This is a genomic window from Bartonella sp. B41 (assembly GCF_053795765.1).
Genome location: NZ_CP200037.1, coordinates 721,365 through 739,033 on the forward strand (window position 1 = coordinate 721,365; position 17,669 = coordinate 739,033).

General features: G+C 37.3%; 10 protein-coding genes and 1 pseudogene. 4 read left to right on the forward strand and 7 right to left on the reverse strand.

Annotated features, from left to right (window positions below; translation table 11 throughout):
• Window positions 1-5: 5 nt before the first annotated feature.
• Together gyrA and ssb are read right to left on the reverse strand one after the other, a co-directional pair.
• Window positions 6-2,786, reverse strand: a complete 2,781-nt coding sequence (gene gyrA, locus V4P54_RS03090; protein WP_455476604.1) for a DNA gyrase subunit A — start codon at window positions 2,784-2,786, stop codon at window positions 6-8.
• A gap of 205 nt (window positions 2,787-2,991) precedes the next feature.
• Window positions 2,992-3,513, reverse strand: coding sequence for a single-stranded DNA-binding protein (gene ssb / locus V4P54_RS03095; RefSeq protein ID WP_455477673.1), 522 nt, complete (start codon window positions 3,511-3,513; stop codon window positions 2,992-2,994).
• 233 nt (window positions 3,514-3,746) lie between these two features.
• Between ssb and uvrA the strand changes: the two genes are divergently transcribed.
• The 4 genes and pseudogenes from uvrA to V4P54_RS03115 all read left to right on the forward strand — a co-directional run bounded on the left by uvrA (window position 3,747) and on the right by V4P54_RS03115 (window position 9,325).
• The gene (uvrA, locus tag V4P54_RS03100) at window positions 3,747-6,659 is read left to right on the forward strand and encodes an excinuclease ABC subunit UvrA (protein WP_455476605.1); all 2,913 of its coding nucleotides are present in this window, start codon (window positions 3,747-3,749) and stop codon (window positions 6,657-6,659) included.
• A 171-nt stretch (window positions 6,660-6,830) separates the two neighbouring features.
• A pseudogene (locus V4P54_RS03105) lies at window positions 6,831-7,144 on the forward strand (P-II family nitrogen regulator).
• A gap of 71 nt (window positions 7,145-7,215) precedes the next feature.
• On the forward strand, window positions 7,216-8,625 hold the full coding sequence (glnA, locus tag V4P54_RS03110; protein ID WP_455476606.1) for a type I glutamate--ammonia ligase: 1,410 nt from the start codon (window positions 7,216-7,218) through the stop codon (window positions 8,623-8,625).
• Between the two features lie 154 nt (window positions 8,626-8,779).
• Window positions 8,780-9,325: a hypothetical protein gene (locus V4P54_RS03115; protein ID WP_455476607.1), complete on the forward strand. Its 546-nt coding sequence runs from the start codon at window positions 8,780-8,782 to the stop codon at window positions 9,323-9,325.
• Between the two features lie 44 nt (window positions 9,326-9,369).
• Here the strand turns inward: V4P54_RS03115 and V4P54_RS03120 are convergent, their stop codons facing one another.
• The 5 genes from V4P54_RS03120 to V4P54_RS03140 all read right to left on the reverse strand — a co-directional run bounded on the left by V4P54_RS03120 (window position 9,370) and on the right by V4P54_RS03140 (window position 17,663).
• The gene (locus V4P54_RS03120) at window positions 9,370-10,152 is read right to left on the reverse strand and encodes an ATP12 family chaperone protein (protein WP_455476608.1); all 783 of its coding nucleotides are present in this window, start codon (window positions 10,150-10,152) and stop codon (window positions 9,370-9,372) included.
• A gap of 150 nt (window positions 10,153-10,302) precedes the next feature.
• Complete coding sequence (locus V4P54_RS03125; RefSeq protein ID WP_455476609.1) at window positions 10,303-11,286, reverse strand: RluA family pseudouridine synthase; 984 nt, start codon at window positions 11,284-11,286, stop codon at window positions 10,303-10,305.
• Window positions 11,287-11,946: 660 nt separating this feature from the next.
• Entirely contained in the window at window positions 11,947-14,610 is a 2,664-nt protein-coding gene (gene alaS, locus V4P54_RS03130; RefSeq protein ID WP_455476610.1) for an alanine--tRNA ligase, read from the reverse strand.
• A gap of 130 nt (window positions 14,611-14,740) precedes the next feature.
• Complete coding sequence (gene recA, locus V4P54_RS03135; protein WP_455476611.1) at window positions 14,741-15,784, reverse strand: recombinase RecA; 1,044 nt, start codon at window positions 15,782-15,784, stop codon at window positions 14,741-14,743.
• Between the two features lie 559 nt (window positions 15,785-16,343).
• On the reverse strand, window positions 16,344-17,663 hold the full coding sequence (locus V4P54_RS03140; RefSeq protein WP_455476612.1) for a replication-associated recombination protein A: 1,320 nt from the start codon (window positions 17,661-17,663) through the stop codon (window positions 16,344-16,346).
• Between the last annotated feature and the right edge of the window lie 6 nt (window positions 17,664-17,669).

A 17,669-nucleotide genomic window follows, 5' to 3' on the forward strand; every position in this document is an offset into this window, starting at 1 on the left:
CTGGATTATTTATCTTCAACAAGATCACCTACACTAAAATTCTTTTCATTTTCATTATTTAATTGGCTAATATCATCTTCAGATTCCGATATGCGCTCAACAGATACAACTCTTTCACCCTCAGCTGTATTAAAAATTGTCACCCCCTTAGTTGAACGACCAGCAATACGAATACCATCAACAGGAACACGAATAAGCTGCCCACCATCCGATACAAGCATAATTTGATCTTGTGTCTTAACTGGGAAAGCCGCTACCAACTTACCAATTTCAGATGTCTTAGACGGATCTGTTGCACGAATTCCTTTTCCACCGCGTCCTGAAATACGAAATTCATATGAAGAAGACCGTTTTCCATAACCAAATTCACTTACCGTTAACAGCATTTGTTCACCAACACTCAATTCTGCATAGCGTTCATCTGTCAATTCTGCTTCAACTCCCTCATCCTCTTCGTCAAAGTTTATGATATCTTCAGCACCCGCACCAGAAACGCGCCGTTCATTAATTGCACGTTTCATATAAGCAGCACGCTCAATTGAGGTCGCTTCAACATGTTCTAAGATCGTCATCGAAATAACCTTATCACCCTCAGCCAAATTAATACCACGAACCCCAACAGAATTTCGACCAGCAAATACACGAACTTCAACGACCGGGAAGCGAATACATTGCCCATTGGCAGTTGTGAGAACAACATCATCATGCTCTGTACAAGTCTCTACAGAGAGGATTTCATCTCCTTCCTCATCAAATTTCATAGCAATTTTGCCATTGCGATTGACCTGAACAAAGTCTGATAATTTATTACGACGCACAGTTCCACGAGTCGTGGCGAACATAACATCCAAAGCTCTCCAGCTTCCCTCACTTTCTGGTAATGGCATAATAGTTGTTATGCGCTCGCCTTGCTGTAAAGGAAGCATATTGATTAAAGCTCGACCACGTGATTGCGGCGTTCCAATTGGCAGCCTCCAAACTTTTTCCTTGTAAACAATACCACGCGATGAAAAAAATAAAACTGGAGTATGCGTATTGACAACAAATAAACGAGTCACAAAGTCCTCATTTTTTGTTGACATACCAGAGCGCCCTTTGCCACCACGTCTTTGTGCACGGTAAGTATTGAGAGGAACACGTTTAATGTAACCACTATGACTAACTGTAACAACCATATCTTCTGATGCGATCAGGTCTTCACTATCCATATTAGCACTACCAAAACCAAATACGGTGCGCCGAGAAGTCGCAAATTTCTCTCGAATAACACTTAATTCGTCTTTAACAATGCTCATAATCCGCGAACGCGACGCCAAAATATGAAGATAATCGGAAATATCTACCCCAATTTTATATAACTCATCAGCAATTTCATCGCGTCCAAGCGCAGTTAGTCTTTGCAAACGCAATTCCAAAATAGAGCGTGCTTGCTCTTCAGATAAATTGTAAGCGCTATCTTCATGAATAACATGACGAGGATCATCAATAAGTTTAATCAAAGGCGCTACATCAGCAGCCGGCCAGCGCCGACTCATTAACTGTACACGTGCCGTCTGTGGATCAGGCGCATTGCGAATCAACACTATAATTTCATCAATGTTAGCAACAGCAATAGCAAGGCCAACTAAAACATGTGCACGTTCACGCGCTTTACGCAAGAGATACTTTGTTCTCCGACTTACAACTTCTTCTCGAAAAGAAACAAACGCACGAAGCATGTCAAGCAACGCCATCTGTTCTGGTTTTCCTCCATTTAACGCAACCATATTACAACCAAAAGAAGTTTGAAGAGGCGTATAACGATACAATTGGTTTAAAACAACATCAGCAACAACATCCTTCTTAAGCTCAATAACAACGCGATAACCATCACGGTCAGACTCATCACGTAGATCAGAAATCCCCTCAATCCGCTTATCACGCACTAATTCGGCCATTTTTTCAATCATTGCTGCTTTGTTAACTTGATAAGGTATTTCACTTACGATAATTGCTTGCCTACCGTTACGAATTTCTTCAATATCGACCTTAGCCCGCACAATAATTGAACCGCGTCCTGTTTCATAAGCTGAGCGAACACCAGAATGACCAAGAATAATACCTCCTGTAGGAAAATCAGGACCAGGAATAATTTTTGTCATTTCATCAAGTGTTATATTAGGATTATCGATCAAAGCGATACAACCATTAACAATTTCGCCAAGATTATGGGGAGGGATATTCGTCGCCATTCCAACAGCAATACCACCTGATCCATTAACCAAAAGATTAGGAAAACGCGCTGGTAAGACAACAGGTTCACGTTCACGACCATCATAATTATCTTGAAAATCAACTGTATCTTTATCTATGTCAGCTAAAAGTTCTTCCGAAATTTTTTCTAGACGACACTCTGTATAACGCATCGCCGCAGGCGGATCACCATCAATAGAACCAAAATTTCCTTGACCGTCAATCAGTGGCTCTCGCAAAGAAAAATCCTGTGCCATACGCACCAATGCATCATAAATCGAAGCATCGCCATGAGGATGGAATTTTCCCATAACCTCACCAACAACGCCCGCAGATTTACGACAAGATTTATTGAAAGAAAGCCCCATCTCATTCATGGCATGCAGAATACGTCGATGAACAGGTTTAAGACCATCACGAACATCAGGAAGCGCACGTGAAACAATCACGCTCATAGCATAATCAAGATAAGAGCGTTGCATTTCATCAACAATGTTAACCGGCGCTATACCGCTCATCACGTTACGCTCCGGTAATGGAGTAAGATCAGTCACAGCCTCAAGACTTTCTTAAAAAAGAATCACTTAACTCTTTGTATATAGAAAAATATGCAAAAATACCAATCTATGCCCTATGACAAAGAAAAAAATTAACAATAATTTTCAACATGTTACTTAGATAGTACTTATTTACAAAAAAAGCTTCTGACAAAACAATCAGTACTCAATCTCATAATCCTCTAAAATGTAAAATAAGCAATCAAAAGGGTATATCATCATCTAATTTATGCGAAAAACTTTCTCCTAATTGGCTATTATTCTGATCAAAAACATCTCTCTTTTGATTTGAATTTCCATCATCAAAACCACCACCGCCATAACTTCCACTAAACTGGCCAGCGTTTCGCATTTGCTCTCCACTCCCGGTACCACGACCATCAAGCATTTGCAATTCACCACGGTATTTTTGTAAAACAATCTCCGTAGTGTAACGATCATGGCCATTTTGATCCTGCCATTTGCGTGTCTGCAGCTGACCTTCAATATAAATTTTGCTGCCCTTTTTCAAATATTGCTCCACAACTTTAATAAGATTTTCATTAAAAATAACAACACTATGCCACTCAGTACGTTCCTTACGCTCATTCGTATTGCGGTCACGCCAACTTTCTGAAGTGGCCATACGCAAATTCGCTACTTGATCACCAGAATTCAAACGGCGAATTTCAGGATCTGCACCAAGATTGCCAATTAAAATAACTTTATTAAGGCTACCAGCCATCGCATAAACTCCAAAATCGTAAAACGGTGTAATTATAGCAAAAGACAACAACAACGTATAGCTTATTCCACCACTCAGCATAAAAAGCTGCTATATTTTTCTTCTTTTTAAAATTTGCAACCTCTCTCCACGCGAAAGAAGTTAAATATATTGTAATTCGAAAAAAACAGCCTTATCTCATCTTAGATACCCAATTAGATACCCAATTTTGTCGTAATATGCCAAGGACAGACATGGCTCATAAAAAATATATCTCTATTCGCGGAGCTCGTGAACATAATCTGAAAAATATTAATCTTGATATACCTCGTGACAAACTGATTGTCGTCACAGGTCTCTCTGGATCAGGTAAGTCATCCTTAGCTTTTGATACAATTTATGCTGAAGGTCAACGTCGTTATGCTGAAAGCCTTTCAGCCTATGCACGCCAATTCTTAGAAATGATGCAAAAACCAGATGTTGACAAAATAGATGGTCTGTCACCCTCTATTTCCATTGAGCAAAAAAGAACCAGTCACAATCCCCGTTCGACAGTTGGCACCGTTACAGAAATATACGACTATATGCGCCTTCTTTTTGCACGTATTGGTATTCCATATTCTCCTGCTACAGGACTTCCCATTGAAAGCCGAACAGTGAGTCAAATGGTTAATCAAATTATGTCTCTACAAGAAGGCACACGAATTTTTGTTATGGCACCCTTAGTGCGAGGCAGAAAAGGAGAATATAAAAAAGAACTAGCAGAACTTCTAAAAAAAGGATTTCAACGTGTCAAAATTGATGGAAAATTCTATGAAATTCATGATCTTCCTTCTCTCGATAAAAAATATAAACATGACATAGATGTGGTCATTGACCGCATTATTGTCCACCATGACATTTCCTCTCGCTTGGCTGATAGCATAGAAACATGCCTAAAATTAGCTGATGGACTTGCAATCATCGAAATGGTCGATCAACCTTTAGATCAAAAAGGAGCTACAAGAGAATCGGCTAATAAATCAAAAAATGAAACTCATAAACGATTTATTTTTTCAGAAAAGTTTGCGTGCCCAATATCTGGTTTCTCTATTCCTGAAATTGAACCAAGATTGTTCTCGTTCAACAGCCCTTTTGGCGCTTGTTCAACTTGTGATGGACTAGGCATTCAAAAAATCATTGATCCATTAAAAATCATCCCTAATGAAGATATTATCTTAAAAGATGGGGCTATTGCTCCTTGGTCTAAGACACTATCGACTTACAATATTCAAACTCTAAACGCATTGGGAAAAGCTTACGGATTTAAAATAACAGATAAATGGTGTACTCTATCGGATGAAGCACAAAAAGCCATTTTATATGGCACAAAGACAAAAGTTGCCTTCGTTTATGAAGATAATGGGCGCTCTTACACAATAAACCAATGCTATGAAGGAATTATCCCAAGTATAGAGCGAAGACAAAAAGAAGCTAACTCTGCACAGAGATATGAAGAAATTGAATGCTACACATCTTCTTCACTTTGCCCCTCATGTAATGGTTATCGTTTAAAACCAGAAGCATTAGCTGTTAAAATTAATGGAATGCATATTGGACAAATATCAGAACTCTCCATATTGAAAGCGGATGATTGGTTTACAAATATTCATCATTACTTAACTGAAAAGCAACAGAATATCGCGAAACGAATTTTGAAAGAAATTCGCACACGCTTGGCATTTTTAAATCATGTTGGGCTTGAATATCTTACCTTATCCAGAACTTCAGGAACACTTTCGGGTGGAGAAAGCCAACGTATTCGACTAGCATCTCAAATTGGTTCTGGTCTTACAGGTGTTCTCTATGTTTTAGATGAACCATCCATTGGTTTGCATCAACGCGATAATGAACGCCTTCTGAAAACACTGCACCATTTACGTGATCTTGGAAATACCGTGATCGTTGTTGAACATGATGAAGACGCTATTCTCTCTGCTGATCACGTTATCGATATAGGCCCTGCCGCAGGCGTTCATGGAGGAAAAGTCATAGCTCAAGGAACACCACAGGAAATTATTAATAATCCGTCATCACTAACTGGTCAATATCTCTCCGGGAAATTAACCGTCCCGATTCCGGCTCAACGACGCAAAATATCAAAATCAAAAACGCTTAAAGTAATCGGTGCCAGAGGAAATAACTTAAAAAACATCACCGCTGAAATTCCTCTTGGAACGTTTACTTGCATAACTGGTGTTTCTGGTGGAGGAAAATCAACATTCCTCATAGAAACCATTTTCAAAGCGGCATCACACCATATCATGAGGAGCCATCATAATCCTGCCATTTATGAAAAAATTGAAGGGCTAGAATTTCTTGATAAAGTTATTGATATAGATCAATCACCCATTGGGCGCACCCCACGCTCTAATCCAGCAACCTATACTGGCGCATTTACACCAATCCGTGATTGGTTTTCGGAACTCCCAGAATCAAAGGTACGTGGTTATCAATCAGGACGCTTTTCATTCAATGTTAAAGGAGGACGCTGCGAAGCATGTCAGGGTGACGGCGTCATAAAAATCGAAATGCACTTTTTACCAAATGTTTATGTTACCTGCGATGTCTGTCAAGGAAAGCGCTATAATCAAGAAACGCTCGAAATAAAATTTAAAGGAAAATCTATTGCAGATATTCTGGATATGACAATCGAAAAAGCAGAAGAATTTTTTAAAACGGTTCCTGCCATTCATGATAAAATTAAAACCCTCATCACAGTTGGCCTTGGCTACATTAAAGTTGGTCAGCAAGCAACAACGCTCTCTGGTGGTGAAGCGCAGCGCGTTAAGCTCGCCAAAGAACTTTCCCGCAAAACAACGGGACGCACACTATATATTTTAGATGAACCAACAACTGGTTTACATTTTCACGACGTTTCTAAACTCCTTGAAGTTCTGCACGGACTCGTTGAACAAGGAAATACGGTTGCTGTCATTGAACATAATCTTGAAGTTATAAAAACTGCTGATTGGATTATTGACTTTGGACCAGAAGGTGGAGATGGAGGCGGTAAAATTATCGCTGCTGGGAGACCAGAGGATATTGTTAATTCTACCACTTCCCACACGGGAAAGTTTCTGAAAAAAGTTTTGCTACGTCAACCTTTATCAAATATAAATTCCTAAATTAAATCTTCAAATAACAAAATACATAATGAAATGATAAAAAATAAAAAAATACACAATCACATAATGTTTGATTTTTTCGTGTAAAAAGTATCTTTTTCACATCCTGTATCTGTCAATATAATATATTGCGATCTAAAAAAGCGAAATAATGTTGGAGATAATTTGGGCATGAAAAAAATTGAAGCCATTACAAAACCCTTCAAACTTGATGAAGTAAAGAAAATGCTTCAAAAAATTAGTTTACATAGTATTACCGTAACAGAAACAAAAGGATTTGGACACCAAAAGGGACATACAGAGCTCCATAGTGGTGCTAAGTATATTGTTGATTTTTTACCCAAATTTAAATTGTTATTGCCAATGAACAGCTGGAAGATGTTATTGATACAACACGAAAAGCAGCCCAAATAAAACACATAGGAGATAGAAAATTCATTTCCTCTATTGATGAGGCCATTCGTATCAGCACCGAAAAATCTTGAATTGACACCATTTAATAAGATCCACAAATTTTTACTTTTTTATCCACACAAATTCAATAAGGAAATTGAATATGACAACCGCATCAGATATTCTCAAACAAATTGCAGACAATGACGTACATTTTGTCGATTTGCGTTTCACTGACCAACGAGGGAAATTACATCACGTCACAATAGACGTTACAGAAATAAGCGAAAATACATTCAGCGATGGCGTCATGTTTGATGGTTCTTCAATTGCTGGATGGAAAGCTATTAATGAATCTGACATGGTGTTGATGCCAGATCCACAGACAGCACATGTTGATCCTTTTTTTGCCCAATCTACTTTAGTCATATTTTGTGACGTTCTTGATCCTGTTTCTGGCGAACTTTATCGTAGAGATCCCCGTTCTATAGCCAAAAGAGCTGAAGTTTATATGAAATCTTTAGGTATTGGAGATACGATTAATGTTGGACCAGAAGCGGAATTCTTTATCTTTGACGATGTACGTTATAAAACCGATCCTTACAATACAGGATTTAAACTCGATTCAAGTGAATTTCCATCAAATGATGACACAGAATATAAAATAGGAAATCTTGGTCACCGTCCGCGAATGAAAAGTGGGTATTTTCCAGTACCTCCGATTGATTCTTGTCAAGATATGCGCTCTGAAATGCTCACAGTACTAAAAGAGATGGGCGTAAAAGTTGAAAAACATCATCACGAAGTGGCAGCATCTCAGCATGAACTCGGTATTCGCTTTGACACTCTGGTACGTGAAGCTGATAAAATGCAAATCTTTAAGTATGCTGTCCATCAAATAGCAAACAGCTACGGGAAAACAGCTACTTTCATGCCAAAACCCGTTTTTGGTGATAACGGCTCAGGAATGCATGTGCACATATCTATTTGGAAAGATAATAAACCAATCTTTGCAGGAAATGAATACGCAGGACTATCAGAAACTTGTCTGTTCTTCATTGGTGGTGTTATTAAGCATGCAAAAGCCCTCAATGCTTTCACAAATCCATCAACAAATTCCTACAAACGTTTAGTCCCTGGCTATGAAGCACCTGTCCTACTTGCATATTCTGCACGCAATCGTTCTGCATCCTGTCGGATTCCAATGAGTTCTTCACCTAATTCAAAACGTGTTGAAATCCGCTTTCCAGATCCAACAGCAAATCCGTATTTAGCATTTTCTGCACTTTTAATGGCTGGTCTTGATGGTATCAAAAACAAAATTCATCCGGGACATGCAATGGACAAAGATCTTTATGATCTTCCTCCAAAAGAACTCGAAAAAATTTCCACAGTTTCAAGAAGTCTTCGTGAAGCTCTTGAAGCTCTTGATCAAGATCGTAGCTTTCTTAAAGCAGGCAATGTTTTTGATGACGACCAAATTAATTCTTTTATTGAATTAAAAATGCGGGAAGTATTGCGCTATGAAGCAACCCCTCACCCATTAGAATTCGATATGTATTATTCTGTTTAAAATGAAAATCATTCTTTCCAATTCAAAAATGGAGGTTTTTATCTCCATTTTTTTGGGCGTTTTTCTCTAAGAATAAAATAACAGACTTTTTGTCGATAAGATTTTCCTTTATAAATTGAGATGAATCGATCAAAATCAATTACAAGGGGTTTCAATGTCGCGTATTTATCTTCTTTTCCCTATCCTCATATGCATTGCTTTTATCATTTCAGCAGTTCAAAGTTATAAGGTTGCCAACCAAAAACTTACCTCTCTTGAAAAAGCGATATTGTCTTACAGTCAAGCGATTAAAAACATCGATGCAGATGCAATTTTAAATGCTATTCCTCCTCAAATTATCGAAACCCTAGCTGCAAAAAAACACCTAAGTACATCACAATTTCAAAAAATCATGAAAAATCAAATAGAACAGTTGGAAGAAAATTATAAAATTGAGAATGTTCAAATTGACCAAAAACATAAACGTAAGGGAAAATTTGATAACGACATTCCATATTTTGTTATGCCCGTAAATTTTATAGCAACAACAAATTCTGGTAAAAAACGGTCTGTCCAAATTGAAATAATTGCTATTTTTGACAAGAACAAATGGTACTTTATTCCTAGTAATGATAAAGCAATTTTAAGCATAACCAGCAAGGTTTTTCCTGGATTTGAAAAAATAAAAATCAATCCTCAAAAGATTACACAAATATTATGACTTCTAGAATGAGTACACATCCATAAAAAAATGGGATTTTTTCTTTATAAACAAGCTTTAATGATTGCATCAGCTGCTTGAAATTCGTCTTTTTTACAGGCTCGATTCTTTGCTGCTTCTTTATCAATTCCCCATTGTTCTATCATCCAATCTTCATCCAAGTGGGCGATATCCCAAGCATAATTGAGATCTAATTTTTTTTCTAAAACAGCAATAGCAATAAGAGCTGATCCTGTTAAAGTTGTTATCATATGAAGTGCAGCAAGCACATAAGGAGAAGTAATTTTGCGTAAATAATTGCTCACTGCCTGAACAGCTTCCCGTGATTGCTCAACATGCATAACCCCCTCTGTCAAATTAAAACGCGAACCGAGTTTTTCTTCTACCCAGTCTAGTAGTGGATCCCAATGTTTGCATTGCCGTTGTACCAACTCTTTTGGTGCTTGTGCACGATAAAAAATCATATCACATGCAACAAAACGTAATAAATCTTCAAAAATAACTTGCATATCATCAGTTATACCGTCAATAACTGTATTAACAAGACGAGTAATCGGCATTTTTGCGGGATCAATGACCTCTTTCTGTCCTTCGAATTCTTGTACTACCAATTTAGCGAATGCCTCCGTTGGCACAAAAAAACATCGTCCAACAGGTGTTTTAATTGGATTCTCATCCAGTAATATAGAAAACCCCCTTCCCTCACCAACAATTTTCACTTCTTTATAAAATCTCTTAGGCAGCATCTGATATGAAAGTTTTTTAGTCTTATAATTGGAATTATCTTGGTTCAATGATACATTAAAGTGGTCTAAGATTTCACGCATACTATTCTACCTATGCTGTTTGTACTATTTTCATTTTTTCTGGGTAGAAGATTTTCATCAGGCTTTTGTGAAAGATATACAACATAATGTTTTTAAAACAGTACAAAGCTTTTTCTCATAATAAAACAAAGGAGACAAGAATATTCTTCATTATTCTGTTTCACAATCAATATTATTAAAAGCCAACAAATTAAAACTTTGTACCATATGGGGTGGTAAAGGAGCAACAATATCCAAAGTACCTCCTGAAGGATGGGGTATACGAATGCGGCGCGCATGAAGATGAAGACGGTTTTGAATTCCACCAGGTAGTGTCCAATTATTATCGGAAAAAAAATATTTTGAATCGCCAATTATTGGATTGTTCATATAAGCAGCATGCACACGTAGCTGATGTGTTCTGCCAGTATAGGGTTCCATTTCAAGCAACGAAAGAACTCTCCCACGACTATCCAAAACGCGATAATAGGAAACTGCATGACTAGAATCTGGCTCCCCATGATTACAAACACGCATTTTATCACCATGCGAAGTTGTTTCTTTCACCATCCATGTTGAAATCTTATCTTGCTTTTTTTTAGGAACTCCTCGAACAAGTGCCCAATAAGTCTTCTTTGTTTCTCGTGCTCTGAAAGCAGCTGTCAAAGCTTGAGCAGCACCCCTTGACCTAGCCACAACACAAACACCTGATGTTTCGCGATCAAGACGATGAACCAAACGTGGTTTTTCACCTTTTTTATTACGCCACGCCTCAAGCATACCATCCAAATGATGTATTAAACCAGAACCACCTTGTACGGCTAAACCGGCAGGTTTATTAAAAACAAAAACTTTTTTATCTTCATAAAGAAGAATTTTTCTCAACATTTCTCCATTGTCCTGCTCACTAGCAGTCCCGTTAGATACAAAAATATTTGCCTTGTCACCAACAAGTAAAGGTGGAACACGGACAAACTGCCCAGAAAAAAGACGTGTATCAGCTTTAACACGCCCGCCATCTACTCGGATTTGACCAGAACGCAGCAATTTTTGTAAATATCCAAATAAAAGCTCTGGATAACGCACTTTAAACCAGCGATCCACACGCATTCCATTTTCATCTACCTCAACCTTTTTTATTTCTACACCTGCCATGACAGTTCCTTTGTCATACAATTTCATTGATTAATTTTTTCTGCATCTTTATAGATACAAGAAACCGCACGCAATTGTATTGACTTTACCACATCATATCAAAGCCAGTATTTGCAATTGCATTTCCTTATCATTCAAATTTTATGATCTCAAAGTAAAATATTGCAAAATTTGGAATCTCTATGCTAGTAACAAATACTAGAGATACCACCTTGTATCTTTATTTGGAATTCATGAACATACTTTCAGCTATATCACAGCAGGAAAAAGTATTTCTTTTTTATGTTTACTATTATCACCAATGGTAGAATCTACTTTCTAAATCCACAATAAATTTCACAATTCATAAAATAAACATTATTCTTATTTTCATAATCTTGATATGCTTTAGCGCTCAATACTGTACTACTTTTGTTTTATAAACACTGAGTAAAAATTAAAACAAAGATTTCTTGATAAAAAAACAGCTTCTACAGATTACTTTAAAACTGCTAACCTAACAATATAGGCCAGATAATGATAAGAGTTCAAAATAAAAAAAGATCTAACACACAAAGGTGTTTCCAACATACATCACAAATGATTAGTTTTATCTAAATCATAAAATCTAGTCTCTTTAAGAAATTCAAAACAAAAACGGTACATATAATCAATAAAAAATTATCCCTCAAGAAAAGTCTTCAATGCCATAATGACTTCATCAGCTTTATTTCCATCTGGGCCACCGGCCTGAGCTAAATCAGGACGACCACCACCACCTTGACCACCCAAAATACCTGAAGCAATATGCACAAAATCAATAGCACTTAACTTATTAGTTAAATCATCCGTGATACCAACAACAATACTTCCTTTGCCATCCTCAGAAATACCAATAAAGGAGACTACACCAGAACCTATTTTCTTTTTTCCAGAATCCACTAACGCCTTTAGATCCCGTGCTGAAATATTTTTGATAATACGTCCCATAAAAGGAATACCATTAATATTTATAACATCTTCTTGATTATCATTTACAGCTCCACTTCCTAATGCAATTTTCTTACGTGCATTATTTAATTCTTTCTCAAGTTTACGACGATCATCAATTAAAACACGAACACGCTCTTCCACATCAGCAGGAGAAGTTTTTAGAATATCAGCAATGTCACAAATACGCTTATCTTGATTGACAAGATAGAGACGCGCGTCTGCACCTGTCAAAGCTTCAATACGACGCACCCCAGCAGCTACAGAACTTTCAGAAACTATGTGAATTAAACCTATATCTCCTGTTCTCACCACATGCGTACCTCCACAAAGCTCAACCGACCAATGTCTTTTCAGTCCTTCCTTCTTAGGCTTGTTTCCCATGAAAACGACACGAACTTTATCACCATATTTTTCACCAAATAATGCCATAGCTCCTTCAGAAACCGCATCATTTACGGCCATAACGCGTGTTATTACTTCACTATTTTGTAAAATAACTTCATTTACTAAATCTTCTATTTCTTTCAACTCTTTTGAAGAAATCGATCTTGAATGAGAAAAATCAAACCGAAACCTATCTGGTAATACTAAAGATCCTTTCTGTACGACATGAGAACCCAATACTTGATGCAAAGCTTCATGTAGTAAATGAGTGGCAGAATGATTTGCACAAATTTTCTTACGACGAATAACATCAACTGTTAGCTCTACACAATCAGATATATTTATTTGACCAGACAAAACTTCTCCAATATGAGCAACAACACCATCACCCTTTTTATGAGTATCATGTACTTTAAAAATAAAAGACTGACCAGAAATTATACCACTGTCACCAACCTGCCCACCAGATTCACCATAAAAAGGCGTTTTATTAACAACAACAATAGCTTTTTGTCCTGAGGAAACACAATCAACAGCTTTGCCATCATGAACAAGAGCAGTAACAACAGCTTTAGACTTTTCTGTTTCATAACCCAAAAATTCTGTAATCCCTACTTTATCACGAATAGAAAACCAAATCTCCTCTGTTACAATTTCCCCAGAACCAGACCAGCTGGCACGTGCTTCCTTTTTTTGTCGTTCCATTTCCTGATTGAAAGCGCAAACATCAACGGATATTCCACGAATCCGAAGAGCATCTTGCGTCAAATCAAGTGGAAATCCGTACGTATCATAAAGTTTAAAAGCAACCTCACCATCAAGACAATCACCTTCTTTAAGATTGCTACTTGCCTCATTCAATAAACTAAGTCCTCTCTCAAGAGTTTTACGAAAATGCATTTCTTCTAATTTTAATGTTTCTGAAATCAAAGCTTCAGCACGCTCCAACTCAGGATAAGCCTGTCCCATTTCACAAATTAAAGTAGGCAAAAGACGCAACATCAACGATTCCTTTGCACCAAGAAAATGAGCATGACGCATAGCACGACGCATAATGCGACGTAAAACGTACCCCCTCCCTTCATTAGAAGGAAGAACTCCATCAGAAATCAAAAATGCAGACGAACGAAGATGATCAACAATGATACGATGGCTCGCAACAAAATCACCAATTGCTTCAATACCTGTAATTTCTTCTGATGCACCAATTAATTTACGAAAAAGGTCGATATCATAATTATCATGAACACCCTGCAAAACAGCAGCAATGCGCTCTAATCCTACTCCAGTATCAATAGAAGGATGTGGCAATTTAACACGCTCTTCTTTACTTACCTGCTCATACTCCATGAAGACAATGTTCCAAATTTCAACGAAACGATCACCATCTTCATTAACACCTCCAGGAGGACCACCAAAAATTTTATCACCATGATCATAAAAAATCTCAGAACATGGACCACAAGGCCCTGTATCTCCCATTGTCCAAAAATTATCAAACGTAACGATACGAATGATTTTTTCGTCCGGAAGACCTGAAATTTTACGCCACAATTCAGCAGCAACATCATCACTATGATAAACTGTTACCCACAACTTATCCTTTGGCAGACAAAATTCCTTCGTCAAAAGATGCCATGCAAAAAAAATTGCTTCTTCTTTGAAATAATCTCCAAAAGAAAAATTACCGAGCATTTCAAAAAAAGTATGATGACGTGATGTATAACCAACATTATCAAGATCATTATGCTTTCCACCTGCACGGACGCATTTTTGTACAGTCGCTACTCTCTTATATGAAGGCAATTCAAATCCAGTAAAAATATTTTTGAACTGCACCATTCCTGCATTAACAAACATAAGTGTGGGATCGTTACGTGGGACAAGAGAACTGGAAGGAAGAATCTTATGTCCGTTAAGATGAAAATAATTCAAAAAAGTTGACCGAATACTATTAACACTATTCATATTTATACCTGCAAAGTACAGCACAAAAGAAAAATCGACTCCCAACTAAAAACTCTTTTCCACTCATGGATCCGACTTTAAAAAATAGAAAAATTTGAAATGGAAGAACTATATTCAACAAAATATTTTATCAAATTATCCCATCACTCTCGATGCTATCCGACCCTACATTTTCTAGCAATTCAATTGCAATTAAACCTGCATTTTGACGTAAAGCTGTTTCAATCTCTACCGCTATTTCGGCATGTTCACGTAAAAACTGCTTTGCATTCTCACGCCCCTGTCCCAATCGTTGAGAATTATAAGAAAACCATGCACCAGATTTTTCTACAATGCCAACCTTAACACCTAAATCAATTAACTCGCCTAGCTTAGAGATACCTTCACCGTAAATAATATCAAACTCAACTTGCTTAAATGGAGGAGCTAATTTATTTTTGACTACTTTAACACGTGTCTGATTACCAACCACCATATCCCTATCTTTAATTGCACCAATACGGCGAATATCCAAACGAACTGAAGCATAAAATTTCAAAGCATTTCCACCTGTTGTCGTTTCAGGTGATCCAAACATAACACCAATTTTCATACGAATTTGATTAATAAAAATAACCATACAATTTGAGCGAAAAATTGATGCTGTTAATTTTCTCAGAGCCTTACTCATTAATCGAGCCTGTAATCCAGGCAAAGCATCACCCATTTCCCCATCAATTTCCGCACGCGGTGTTAAAGCAGCAACTGAATCAACAACAAGAACATCAACTGCACCAGAACGAACGAGTGTCTCTGTAATCTCTAATGCCTGTTCTCCGGTATCTGGCTGAGAAATAAACAAATTTTCTAAATCAACACCAAGCTTACGCGCATAAATAGGGTCAAGAGCATGCTCCGCATCAATAAAAGCACAAATCCCACCGCTTTTTTGCGCCTCAGCAATGGAATGAAGAGCCAGTGTCGTCTTTCCAGAACTTTCTGGTCCATAAATTTCAATAATACGTCCTTTCGGTAGCCCACCTACACCTAAAGCAATATCCAAGGACAACGAACCCGTTGGAACTGTTTCAATCTCAACAACCTGCTCTTTTTGCCCAAGACGCATGATCGAGCCTTTACCAAAAGAACGTTCAATTTGTGATAGAGCCGCATCTAGAGCTTTTGTTTTATCCACGATCATATCCTTATCAAGTCGTACAACCAAACACTTAGTGTATACTGTTCTCTTTAAATTAACTAAAGTATTGAGTTCTGATTTTCACAAGCTATTTCAATACTTATCTCTGCGTAGAGCCAACCAATTCATTAATAAAGCTTAAAAAATTTCATTTCCCATATTACGATACAAAATCATATTTTCAATAAAATACCTCCATACAAAAGACACGAACTAAATGCTGTACATTCATATTCAACATCTTCTTTAAAAAAAGCAAAAGTTTAATTCAACACAATGCTTTGAGCATACCCTTCTGATATTTAAAAAATTAGGAAATGACATACATCTGATTTGATCACGCATATTTATAACCCGAGAATATAGAACTAATCAAGGATACACATTAAACCGCTTAAAGATGTACAACATCCAGGTTGTAACAGCACAACGTTCCATAAAACTTAATTTTATATGCATATGCTCTTACTATTCGAATAAAAGATAAACAAACATTAAAAACATACTCCATGAAAACATGGTTCCAAATTTCAACTGAATTACAACTAAAATAAAATTATTTTTCACAGGATCGTTTTTTACGCAATCCTTCCCACCACTCAAGACGCTTCAAAATCTCACGCTCAAAACCACACTCTTTTGGCTTATAATAAATTTGGCGTCCAATCTTTTCAGGGAAATATTCTTGCCCTGAAAATGCATCTGGTTCATCATGGTCATAGCGATAGCCATATCCATATCCCTCCTCCCTCATAAGTTTTGTGGGCGCATTCAGAATATGTCTAGGAGGAAACAAGGAGCCATTTTTGCGAGCACTATCCATAGCCTCTCTGTAAGCAAGATATGTTGCATTTGATTTTGGTGCCGTTGCGACATAAAGGCATGCTTGTACCAAAGCTAACTCTCCCTCAGGAGATCCTAAATAATTATAAGCATCCTTCGCTGCATTACAAATGACAAGGGCTTGCGGATCTGCTAAACCAACGTCTTCAATAGCTATACGAATCAATCTTCTCCCAATATATGAAGGATCTTCACCTGCATCAAACATACGCGCTAAATAGTAAAGGGCAGCATCAGGATCAGATCCGCGAACAGATTTATGCAATGCCGAAATAAGATTATGGTGACCGTCACGCCCCTTATCATAAATCGGAGCACGGCGTTGAATAATTTTTTGCAGAGCCTCTACATCAAATATCTCTCCTGATTGTGAAACTCTCCAAATTTCCTCTGCCAATATTAAAGCTGCTCTTGCATCTCCATCAGACATTTTTATTAAAACGTCCCTGGCATCTCTATCTACAGGAAGCGGTTTTCCTTCTACTTCTTCAGCACGTTTCAAAAGAGCTCCCAAATTTTCATTATCGTGTGGAAAAAACGTTACAACACGTAAACGAGAAAGAAGAGCAGAATTCAATTCAAATGAAGGATTTTCTGTTGTTGCACCCACAAGAGTTATAGTTCCATCTTCTATAACAGGAAGAAAACTATCTTGCTGAGAACGATTAAATCGATGAATTTCATCCACAAATAAAAGTGTTTTACATCCAGACATAAAACGAACCCGAGCCACTTCAAAAATCTTCTTAAGTTCTGCAACACCAGTAAAAATAGCAGAAACTGTTTCAAAAGAAAAATTTGTTTCAAGTGCTAATAAACGTGCAACCGTTGTTTTCCCTGTCCCTGGAGGCCCCCAAAAGATCATTGAACTAAATGAACCTGACGCTACCATACGCGAAAGCAAACCTTCCTCTCCAATCAAATGACCTTGTCCAACCACATCACGCAAAAAACGAGGACGCATTCTTTCTGCAAGAGGCCGTCTTTCATTTATATAACAATTAGAAGATGAAATAAAAAAATCTTTATCCAAAAAAAC

Excerpts from the sequence above, each read along its gene's own strand:
- V4P54_RS03115 (WP_455476607.1), top strand. The coding sequence starts at position 8,780 with ATGTCGCGTATTTATCTTCTTTTCCCTATCCTCATATGCATTGCTTTT.
- V4P54_RS03120 (WP_455476608.1), bottom strand. The coding sequence starts at position 10,152 with ATGCGTGAAATCTTAGACCACTTTAATGTATCATTGAACCAAGATAAT.
- alaS (WP_455476610.1), bottom strand. The coding sequence starts at position 14,610 with ATGAATAGTGTTAATAGTATTCGGTCAACTTTTTTGAATTATTTTCAT.
- ssb (WP_455477673.1), bottom strand. The coding sequence starts at position 3,513 with ATGGCTGGTAGCCTTAATAAAGTTATTTTAATTGGCAATCTTGGTGCA.
- uvrA (WP_455476605.1), top strand. The coding sequence starts at position 3,747 with ATGGCTCATAAAAAATATATCTCTATTCGCGGAGCTCGTGAACATAAT.
- V4P54_RS03125 (WP_455476609.1), bottom strand. The coding sequence starts at position 11,286 with ATGGCAGGTGTAGAAATAAAAAAGGTTGAGGTAGATGAAAATGGAATG.
- glnA (WP_455476606.1), top strand. The coding sequence starts at position 7,216 with ATGACAACCGCATCAGATATTCTCAAACAAATTGCAGACAATGACGTA.